Source organism: Methylocystis sp. L43, assembly GCF_015709525.1.
In the GTDB taxonomy this organism is placed as follows: Bacteria; Pseudomonadota; Alphaproteobacteria; order Rhizobiales; family Beijerinckiaceae; genus Methylocystis.
In genome coordinates this window covers 248482-256077 of sequence record NZ_JADNRA010000033.1, presented here as the reverse complement: position 1 = coordinate 256077, position 7596 = coordinate 248482, and the positions used below count along the sequence as shown (strand labels likewise).

Annotated in this window: 10 protein-coding genes; 7 read left to right on the top strand and 3 right to left on the bottom strand. The window is 65.0% G+C overall.

Annotated elements, in window-relative coordinates; translation table 11 throughout:
* The coding region (locus IYX23_RS14680; protein ID WP_196398857.1) for a transposase at positions 1-332 on the bottom strand (332 nt) is incomplete at its 3' end.
* A gap of 385 nt (positions 333-717) precedes the next feature.
* Positions 718-1275: a hypothetical protein gene (locus IYX23_RS14675; RefSeq protein WP_196391566.1), complete on the bottom strand. Its 558-nt coding sequence runs from the start codon at positions 1273-1275 to the stop codon at positions 718-720.
* A 129-nt stretch (positions 1276-1404) separates the two neighbouring features.
* On the opposite strand from IYX23_RS14675, the gene IYX23_RS14670 reads away from it, so the two are divergent.
* The 3 genes from IYX23_RS14670 to IYX23_RS14660 all read left to right on the top strand — a co-directional run bounded on the left by IYX23_RS14670 (position 1405) and on the right by IYX23_RS14660 (position 4097).
* On the top strand, positions 1405-2313 hold the full coding sequence (locus tag IYX23_RS14670) for a GNAT family N-acyltransferase (RefSeq protein WP_196391567.1): 909 nt from the start codon (positions 1405-1407) through the stop codon (positions 2311-2313).
* Positions 2314-2556: 243 nt separating this feature from the next.
* The gene (locus tag IYX23_RS14665; protein WP_196391568.1) at positions 2557-3129 is read left to right on the top strand and encodes a hypothetical protein; all 573 of its coding nucleotides are present in this window, start codon (positions 2557-2559) and stop codon (positions 3127-3129) included.
* Between the two features lie 119 nt (positions 3130-3248).
* Positions 3249-4097 (top strand): hypothetical protein, encoded by an 849-nt coding sequence (locus IYX23_RS14660; protein WP_246716818.1) that lies wholly within the window; start codon positions 3249-3251, stop codon positions 4095-4097.
* Here the strand turns inward: IYX23_RS14660 and IYX23_RS14655 are convergent.
* Positions 4094-4432, bottom strand: coding sequence for a septal ring lytic transglycosylase RlpA family protein (locus IYX23_RS14655; protein ID WP_196391573.1), 339 nt, complete (start codon positions 4430-4432; stop codon positions 4094-4096). The two genes, IYX23_RS14660 and IYX23_RS14655, sit on opposite strands and share 4 nt — an antisense overlap.
* Before the next feature lie 438 nt (positions 4433-4870).
* Between IYX23_RS14655 and IYX23_RS20525 the strand changes: the two genes are divergently transcribed.
* The 4 genes from IYX23_RS20525 to IYX23_RS14635 all read left to right on the top strand — a co-directional run.
* Positions 4871-5539, top strand: a complete 669-nt coding sequence (locus IYX23_RS20525; RefSeq protein ID WP_196391570.1) for a hypothetical protein — start codon at positions 4871-4873, stop codon at positions 5537-5539.
* 85 nt (positions 5540-5624) lie between these two features.
* Positions 5625-6050, top strand: coding sequence for a hypothetical protein (locus IYX23_RS14645; protein ID WP_196391571.1), 426 nt, complete (start codon positions 5625-5627; stop codon positions 6048-6050).
* Between the two features lie 89 nt (positions 6051-6139).
* The gene (trxB, locus tag IYX23_RS14640; protein ID WP_196391572.1) at positions 6140-7102 is read left to right on the top strand and encodes a thioredoxin-disulfide reductase; all 963 of its coding nucleotides are present in this window, start codon (positions 6140-6142) and stop codon (positions 7100-7102) included.
* Between the two features lie 102 nt (positions 7103-7204).
* Positions 7205-7596: DUF559 domain-containing protein (locus tag IYX23_RS14635; RefSeq protein WP_196398856.1), on the top strand; the 392-nt coding region annotated here is incomplete at its 3' end.

The following is a 7596-nucleotide window of genomic DNA, read 5'->3' as shown; positions in this document are numbered from 1 at the left end:
GGTTGCGTCGCTTGCGCGAAGCGGGCGATGACCGCGGCGTCGATCGGATCGGTCTTGGCGCGCCGACCAAGCGCCTGCGCAAAGTGACGCACCTGCGCCGGATTGACGACGACGATGGGCAGAGAGGCGGCGGCAAGCGCCGCAGCGACCACGGTCTCGAAGCCGCCGGTGGCTTCGAGCGCGATCAACGCGGGCGACAGCCCTTTTAGCCGTTCGACGAGCTGCGCAACGCCTTCGCCATTACGCGCCACCATAAAGGCCGCGCCTTGCGGAAGCGCATGCACATCAAGCCGGTCTTTGGAAACATCGATCCCGACATATACAGCGTCCATCATGTCCCGTCCTTGCCTAAGCGGGCTTCGCTTCGCGCGGCCCAAGCGACTGTTCGGGTTCGATGGAACGGCAGACGGGCGGCCAAGCTGAGGAACGGGCTCGATCGCCCGAGGATGAGCCGGCGTCCCGTCCGCCACCGCAGCGGCGATGTTAGCCGATCCGCCACGGTTTAAGTTACAAGGGTGAGGGCATGGCGGTGGACGTTGCGTTTGGTTAACTGCGCATTGCGCTTGAGCTCACGGTGCGCCAGCAGTCCTCATACTGAGGAGCCGCCAAAGGCGGCGTCTCGAAGGACGAGGACTGCCCGCCTTCAGAAACGGGCTCGGCTCTTACGCGCATACTGAAGATGGCTCCTCATCGCTCGAGGAGGACTGTCCTCCGCCGCTACTTGCAGGCTTTCGCGTCCGCGGGCTGGAGCAGAAAGGCGTGGTTCTCCGCATTGTCCGGGCTGAGATAGAGATAGCTAGCGCGGCCGCCCGCATCGGGCCCCGGCATTTCCAGCCGCTCGACGACCGTCACGAGCACGCCCTCGGGCTGCGCGGCGATCCGGAAGGAGCCGGACTCGCTGTAGCCGATCCGGCAATGATGCACGCCGTCGTTCTTGGACTTGCAGCGGTCGGTTTCCTCGGCGGAAAGCGACGCGTTGCATAAGAGGGCGCCGCGGTCCGCCTTGCAGGCGCCGAAGGTGGAGAAGATCGCTTTGCCGCGCCCCTTGGTCGAAAATTGCAGCGTCGCCAAAAACGGATAGGGCGGCGTGTCTTTTCGCGTCTCGATCGACAGCCACGCTTTGTCGACGATCTGCTTTTTATGGGCGGAAAGATGCGCCGTGTCATAGGCGCGCGCGTAACATCCGAGCGAAGGAAGCGGCTCCGCCTGCGCTGCGACCGTTGCGAAAGCAAAAGCGCAGATCGCCGCGCTGACGGTCAGATGAGACGTGAACATTCGGACTCCAGGAGCGAGACGTTCAAGTGTAAACCGCAACTGGTGCGTCACAGCAGCAATTCTCGCGTCACAAAAGCTTCGCCTCCCCGTGATCTTCAAGCGGGGAGATCGCAGCGGAGCGAGTCGCACATGTGGACGGTTAACGCGGATTTCGGTCAGACGATCTTCGCCCTCGTCAATTTTCCGCAAGCGGATGCAAAAAAGCCGAAAGTGGCCAGGAAAGCGCTCAGCGAAACGCTCGGCCGTCTCGGCACCCTCGAAGTGCGGCTCGCGCGCGGCAAGAGGGAAGTGCGCAAGACGCAGCGCCTGCGATACGACGTCTTCTACAAGGAAGGCGGCGCCATTCCCGACGCGCGCACCGCCTTCACCCGCCGCGACGCGGATCGTTTCGACAAATTCTGCGATCATCTCATCGTCATCGATCACGCGGCGCAGACACGGCGCGGCAAGATCAGGCCGAAGATCGTCGGCGCCTATCGGCTGATGCGCGACGACATGGCGAAGAAGGCCGGCGGCTTCTATTCCGAGAGCGAATATGACGTCGCGCCGCTTCTCGCCCGTCACGCCGGCAAGCGCGCGCTGGAGCTCGGGCGCTCCTGCGTGCTCGCGCCCTATCGCAGCAAGCGGACGATCGAACTCCTGTGGCGCGGCCTTCTCGCCTATGTGCGGGCGCATGACATCGACGTGATGTTCGGCTGCGCAAGCCTGCACGGCGCCAATCCGCTCGCCCATGCCCAGGCGTTGAGCTATCTGGCGCATTATGCGCCGGCGGAAGAGGCGTGGCGCGTCAGCGCGCGAGACGAGTTGCACACGCCGATGCGGATGCTGGCGCGCGACGCCTTCGATCCGCGCAAGGCGCGCGATGCGCTCTCGCCGCTGATCAAAGGCTATCTGCGGCTCGGCGCGCGTTTTGGCGACGGCGCCGTCGTCGACCGCAAATTCAACACGACGGATGTCTTCGTCGTCATGCCCGTCGCTGAGATCGACGCGCGCTATCTCGAATTTTTCGGCGGCGCGCCGCACCGCCGCGCGGCTTAGCGTTTCTGTCATTCCCGACGCGCGCACGCCGCCACGCGGCGCGCTGCGCAGTCCAAGGCCCTCAAGCGGGCGGGCGATGCTTGCGTCCTCGAAGAGCGAAGGCGACCATCGCCGCATCGCGCCGCTCTGGCCGTTCCTCCCCCATGATTTTTCCCTGCCCGACGCCTCTTGAAGACCGGCCGCGCCGCTCTGTTTAATCAAGAGCGCGGCCGCGCGCCAAATCGCCGCGCAGGAGCAAGAAACATGGACGCGAAGAGAGCCACCACCCCTGAAGAACGCCATGAGCTGCGCGAGGTCGTCGGCCTGTTCGACACCGTCGACACGTTGCAGTCGGCGATCGACGATCTTCTCACCGGCGGGTTCGACCGCTCGGAGATCAGCCTTCTCGCCGAAGAGGACAAAGTGCGCGAAAAGCTCGGCGACAAGGACGTGAGCGCCGACGCGCTTGAAGACAGTCCCCGCGCGCCGCGCACGCCGTATATCGACAGCGAGTCGCTCAATATCGGCAAGGCCTCGATCGTCGGCGTGCTGTTCTACGTCGGCGTCCTCATCGGCGCCGGGATCACCCTTGCCTGGGGCCTGTCGCTGACGAGCGCCATCGCGGTCGGACTGCTGACCGGCGGCGCAGCCGGGGTTCTAGGGCTGCTGGCTTCGAAGCTCGTCGGCGATCGCCAGACCAAATGGGCGCAGTCGCAATTGAAGCATGGGGGTCTGCTGCTTTGGGCCCGCGTCTGGAACGACGAGCGCGAACGCGCGGCGATGGAGATCATGCAGCGCCACGGCGGACGCGACGTGCATGCGCATGTGGGGGCGTAAGCGCAACCGTCGATTGTCAACGGCGCACATCGCCTCTAGCATTGTAAGGCCCGCGGCCGACCAACGGCGGCGGGCGGGTTTTCGTGCGTGGCGCCCTGCGTGTCTCCATGCGTGTCTTGATGCGTGTCTTGGCGATTTTCATTGTTTTTTGCTTTTGGGCCGTTGCGGCGCAGTCGGCCTATGCTGGCGCATGGCTGATGCCGGCCGGCAACGGACAGGCGATCGTCACCACGACCTTCGCCGACGCGCGCAAAGCCTATGACGCCAACGGACGCCTGATCCAGACGCCCTCCTATCGCAAGTTCGAGACGCGCGTCTACGTCGAGCACGGCCTTTTAGACTGGCTGACGATCGTCGCCGAAGGCGGCTATATGAATTTCCACGGCGCCGCCGGGCCATACGACCACCTCAACCTGCTCGTCGAGGAAGCCAAGGCCGGCCTGCCGCTGTCGCTCCAGGGCCCATCGGGCGCGCGCTATGACGGTCTCGGATTGGGCGCGCTCGGCGCGCGCACGCTGCTCTTCACCTGGGGCGATTACATCGTCTCGCTGCAGGCGGGCGTCCGGGCCGCCTCGCCGGCGGCGCGGCGGTTCCTCGATATGCGCGATCCCGTGCAGGCCGACCTGCGGCTGCTCGTCGGCCGGCCCTTCGAGTTTTTCGGCTTTCCCGCCTTTGTCGACGCCCAGCTGGGTTATCGGTCGCGCGGACAGAATGGCGACGAGATCCGCGCCGACCTCACCGCCGGGCTGCGACCCCTGCCCCCGATCCTGCTTCTCGCCCAAAGCTTCTCCGGCTTTGCGCCGAGAGGCGGCCCGGCGGGCGTCGTCGCCGCGCAGAAATTTCAGTTGAGCGCGGTCTACGACATGACGGCGTCGCTTTCGTTGCAGATCGGCGCGATCGCCGCGCTTGGCGGCGTCAACTCGCCTGCCGAGCGCGGCCTGATCAGCGCAGTGTGGTGGCGTTATTAGTCCACGACCTGCTCTACCCTGACATGCGCGACGCCCGCCGATCTGAAGCCGAGGCTGTCGGCGGCCGCGACGGAAACGTCGATCACGCGCCCGCGCGTGAAAGGCCCGCGATCATTCACCGTGACGACGATCGAACGATTGTTATGCAAATTGGTCACTCGCACCTTCGATCCGAAGGGCAATGTCCGATGCGCGGCCGTCAGGGCGCCGACATGCGCCCCGCTCGCCGTGCGCCCCCTGTGCGCGTAATAGGACGCTTGGCCAACCCACTCGCCCGCTTGCGTCGCCGTCGGAGCGAGCAGGCTCGCGGCGCAAAGGGCCAGAACTCCGGACATAACTTTTTTCACAACATTCTCCTTGCAAAGGCCGCAGGCGACTCCGCAGATTTCTTGCCAATAGAAATCGCTCGTGACCAAATAATGGCGAGATGAGAGGCTTCGGCGCGTGGAACCCCGGACAATTCATAGGAATAAAAAACACGCTTGAACCGGAGCTGGTTCCTTACTGCTTGTTCTTGCCTACGATGGACATCACTACTTGCGGAAGATGCGTCTTGTGAGCTTGTGATATAAGCGCAACACCGATGAATTATTTTCAACAAGAGACTCGTATCCATTTTCGCTCGTCGAATGCAGCACTTCTTGAAGTGCATGCGCCGCGCGCGATTTAGTGACGTTGGGCGGGGTTGGCGGCGAATATTGAGCGCGCCAGGACCGCGCATGGATTTTCGCCCGCCAGCGCAAATGCTTTGAGACCACGATCAGGAGCTGGAAATGTCTCAATCGGTCAAAACGGCGGTCGCGACGGCCGCGTTGGTTATCGGGTTGCTGGCCCATACGGACATCGCTGAGGCGCAGAGGGGCGGCTTTGGCGGCCGAGGCGGCGGGTTCGGCGGCGGCGGTTTCGGCGGTGGCGGGTTCGGCGGGTTCAGGGGCGGCGGCTTCGGCGGCGGCGGGTTCAGGGGCGGCGGACTTGGCGGCTTCAGGGGCGGCGGCTTCGGCGGCGGGCTTGGCGGCTTCAGGGGCGGCGGTTTCGGCGGCGGTTTCCGTGGCGCGGTTCTGCCCGGCGGGGGCTTTAGAGGCGGCTGGGGCGGCGGCGGCTGGCGTGGGCCCGGCTGGGGCGGCGGCTGGCGCGGCGCGGGCTGGGGCGGCGGCTGGCGCGGCGGCGGCTGGGGCAGGCCTGTGGTCGGCGGCTGGGGCTGGCGACGCCCGTGGGCGCGTTCTTATTGGCCGTGGTATGGCGCGGGCCTGATCGGAGCGGGGTACGGCTTGGGTTGGGGTTCGTCCTATTATTCCAATATCGGCTACGGCGGCTGCTATCAGCTCCGCAACGTTTGGACCAATTGGGGCTGGCGGCCCCAGTGGGTCAACGTCTGCTACAGCGGCTGGGGCGGCGGTTGGGGCGGCGGTTGGGGTGGTTGGAACACCGGCTGGGGCTGGTAAGCCGATCCCTTCGCGTCAGCATTTTGAAACACACGCGCCCTCCCGTTTCGGGAGGGCGTTTTTGCATCGAGGAGGAGCTGGAGCGATGTCTAACGTAATCAAAGCGGCGGCCGCGACGGGCGCTCTGCTCATTGGCTTGATTGCCCATTCCGGCGCCTCGCAGGCGCAGCGATGGGACGGATGGCATGGCTTCGGCTGGGGCGGCGGCGGCTTCCGCGGCGCGGTTCTGCCCGGCGTCGGCTGGGCCGGCCGTTGGGGCGGTCGGGGCGGCTGGGGCCGGCCCGTGGGCTGGGGCCAGCCTTGGGGCTGGAGCTATTACCGCACAGACCTACCCGCCTATTCGCCGGGATATGGCGCGGGAGTTGGTTCGGGCGGCGGCTGGCCCAGCTACGCCAACGCCGGCTATGGCGACTGCTATCAGATCCGCAGGGTATGGACCCATTGGGGCTGGCGACGCCAATGGATGAACGTCTGCCGGGGCTGGGGCGGCGACGGCGGTTGGGGCTGGTAAGCCGGACTTCCACGCGGCGGCCGCCCGAGCGGTTGCGGCGACGCTGATAATGGCTAGATTGCGGGCGTCGTCACTCGCGAGGCCACTTCATGCCGCAGCATGCGCGCGTCATCATCATCGGCTCCGGCCCGGCCGGCTACACGGCGGCGATCTACGCCGCCCGTGCGCTGCTCGAACCGATGCTCATCGCCGGCTTCGAGCAGGGCGGTCAGCTCATGATCACGACCGAGGTCGAGAACTACCCTGGCTTCGCCGACCCGATCCAGGGGCCCTGGCTCATGGAGCAGATGCGCCTGCAGGCCGAACATGTCGGCACGAAGCGCGTTTCCGATCATATTGTCGAGGCGCATCTCGACGAGCGGCCCTTCAGGCTCACTGGAGATTCGGGCAAATCATACACCTGCGACTCGCTCATCATCGCCACCGGCGCCAAGGCGAAATGGCTCGGACTGCCGAGCGAGGAAAGGTTCAAGGGCTTCGGCGTCTCCGCCTGCGCGACCTGCGACGGTTTTTTCTTTCGCGGCAAGAAAGTGCTCGTCGTCGGCGGCGGCAACAGCGCCGTCGAGGAAGCGCTGTATCTTTCAAATCTCGCGTCGCATGTGACCATCATCCATCGGCGCGACGAATTCCGCAGCGAGCGCGTTTTGGTGAAGCGTCTGCTGGCGCAGGAAAATGTTTCAATTCTCTTCAATCACGTCATCGACGAGATCGTCGGCGACGAGAACCCGCTGAGCGTCACCGGCGCGCGCGTCAAGAACGTCGCGACCGGCGCGATTCACACGCTTGCCGCGGACGGCGTCTTCGTCGCCATCGGTCATTCGCCGGCATCCGAACTGTTCCGCGGCCAATTGACGATCAAACCGTCGGGCTACATCGCCGTCGAGCCGGGAACGACGCGCACCAGCATGCCGGGCGTCTATGCCGCCGGCGACGTCGCCGACGAAGTCTATCGCCAGGCCGTCACAGCAGCGGGCCTCGGCTGCATGGCGGCGCTCGAAGTCGAGAAATTTCTCCTCGATGCGCCGACGTCGGCGGTCAAGGAAATCGCCTGAAGGCATTATCTCAGCGGCTAATGCAGAGGCGGTCGCATGGGGCGTTGGCGTTCCCCTCCCCCCGCTTGCGGCGGGGAGGGGCTAGGGGTGGGGGGGCGCGCGATGAACGACAAAATAGATCGTTCAGACCCTCGAACGCCCCGCGCCCGAAAATTGCGCCGCGAAGCGACGCCGGCCGAACGTCGGCTTTGGACTCAACTCCGACAGCATGAAATCAAAAATGTCCATTTCCGCCGACAAGCGCCGATCGGCCCCTATTTCGCGGATTTCGCATGTCATCGCACACGTATCGTCGTCGAGCTGGACGGCGAGCAGCATGGCTTCGACGCCGAAGCTCTGCGCGACGAAAAGCGCACGCGCTTTCTTGAGACAAGCGGCTATCGCGTGCTGCGATTTTGGAATCACGAAGTTTTGCGCAATCTTGAAAGCGTTGTGGACACGATCTGCGCCGCGCTCTACCAAACGATAGAGCCCCCCACCCCTAACCCCTCCCC